The 1,852-nt window shown below is 46.1% G+C and carries 3 protein-coding genes; all 3 read right to left on the reverse strand.

Annotation, left to right across the window (positions count from 1 at the left end):
* Window positions 1-390 precede the first annotated feature (390 nt).
* Window positions 391-633, reverse strand: a complete 243-nt coding sequence (locus D779_RS22505; protein WP_157726492.1) for a hypothetical protein — start codon at window positions 631-633, stop codon at window positions 391-393.
* A 202-nt stretch (window positions 634-835) separates the two neighbouring features.
* A complete protein-coding gene (locus tag D779_RS22510; RefSeq protein ID WP_157726493.1) occupies window positions 836-1,081 on the reverse strand; it encodes a hypothetical protein in 246 nt (81 codons plus the stop codon).
* Window positions 1,082-1,164: 83 nt separating this feature from the next.
* Window positions 1,165-1,602, reverse strand: coding sequence for a hypothetical protein (locus D779_RS22515; protein ID WP_157726494.1), 438 nt, complete (start codon window positions 1,600-1,602; stop codon window positions 1,165-1,167).
* Window positions 1,603-1,852: the final 250 nt, after the last annotated feature.

Here is a 1,852-nt window from a genome sequence, read left to right on the forward strand (position 1 = left end):
GACCAACACTCGATACGGGTGGGTGGCTAACCCTTACCCGACCAGGACTTTCACCTGGCAAGAGACGCCGAGCTTTGCTCGGCGCGATAACGCCAAGGCTAAGGCGCGCCCAACCGCGCCTGGCATGGATGCCGAATAACATCAATAGCTCGACGCGCGGTTGGGCGTCGCTTTGAGCCAATTGTTAGGTGACTTATGTGTAACTGTAGAATACAGAACTCGTACTCATTAACGCTGAATAAGGAGGCGCGCACGATTCTAATTGAGTTCGACCCAGAAGGGCTTTTACATAGATACGGCGAAGAAAAGGCCGATAAAGCACATTACCAAAATGCATTGCGTGAAATGAGAAATGATATCGATGCATTCATCGTCATGTGTGAATAATTTTTACAACATATTTTCATCTATGTACTTCATGGCCGATTGCACGCCAAATTTTATTGCTTCATCGGCAGATGAGCAGGCGCACTCGCCGTTTTGAAACTGACGCCGTACGGCTGGCGCATCAACTGGCGTTGTGATTTTCACTTCAAAATACCAAAGATCATCTTTCTTGGTTAAATTGTACACAGATATCCTATGATCTTTGTAATATACAATTTCGCGCTTATCTGTTTTCTCTATACTCATGGCGTGCTCCTGATGTCTTCAACTAACCTGGCGGATAAATGGAGAGAACCCAGATTACTAACCCTATTACTATCAGCGCGGTTCCAAACTTACTCTTATCGCGAGATGTGTGATAGCGATGCCAATAACGAATAACGCAATCCCAAGAATCAGCGCGAAGAAAGACACTGTGAACTCCGGTGTTTGACGAATCAAATTACGCCTAACCAATGAATATTGAAAATATCAAGTTAGCTATGGATGCAATTGCTGCAATAACTGCGGCTATCGCTGCTATTACTGCACTAATTGCATACATTCTCTGGGCGCGTGTAACTTTTTCTTGTTCGGCCAAGGCGAGGCGGTCTAAATCAATCTTTTCCTTTGCCAAGCGGTTTGCTTCTCGCTGTGCTTCAACGCCAAGATTCGCGATGTTGCAGGAGAGCAAAGAATTGTCGTCCTGTAGCATGGATGACGCTCCACAACCTAACGCCGCAAATCAGCCGCGCGCGCCTTTGGCGCATCGGCTGGATTTGCCTTGTTAGCTATACATTACGACTGATTTTGATTTCCCTTCACTACTTCGATCTCCGCAGAGCAACTAACCCCAAAAGATGCAGTAGCGGACAGAAGCCACCCAATCATTACCTTAAATGATTCCTTATACCCATTGAACTGCCAGCAATAAATACGCTCTCCAGGTTTCGTTGTTTGAGTATGGTGAACCTCTTTTCTCTCTCCTTTTAATTTTCTTTTCTTTTTTGTATTCTTATCATAAAAATCAGCGTCGAGAGATGGGTTTCCATGTATGTCGGGATCAGACCAATCTAAGCGAAGAACGATCCGGTCGTTTTCGTGTTCGAATGGGTCAAAAAAATGGCAAACACTATCTTCTTTTGTTTCTAGCTCGACAATTTCACCTGTATTCAAGAATTCCACTTTTGCCCACTCGATATGGCTTTTTAATTCTCCGCGTTTGATTGGTTCCACGATTCACCTCTGCCTTATCTCAGTACAGTATGTTTCAAATTAAGCTTTTGATTATAATGACATCGTCTTGAGACTCCGCCCCCAACGTTACGATGTCCGAAGCCCGCACTGTCAGACTGCTCCGAACCCTGCTTGCCACACACCTCGACTGGCATGGTTCTCGTCTCGATTTTCTCGCCCGTTTCATCCTGGCCGTCCTGCAAGTGCGTTCGGTCAACCTGGCCCGCCTGGCGCCAGTACTCTCGAGTCG

The sequence above is a fragment of the Imhoffiella purpurea genome (assembly GCF_000585215.1).
Lineage (GTDB): Bacteria > Pseudomonadota > Gammaproteobacteria > Chromatiales > Chromatiaceae > Imhoffiella > Imhoffiella purpurea.

What these genes read in the sequence shown, in the direction of transcription:
- D779_RS22505 (WP_157726492.1), bottom strand. Translation starts at nt 633, where the DNA reads ATGAGTATAGAGAAAACAGATAAGCGCGAAATTGTATATTACAAAGAT.
- D779_RS22510 (WP_157726493.1), bottom strand. Translation starts at nt 1,081, where the DNA reads ATGCTACAGGACGACAATTCTTTGCTCTCCTGCAACATCGCGAATCTT.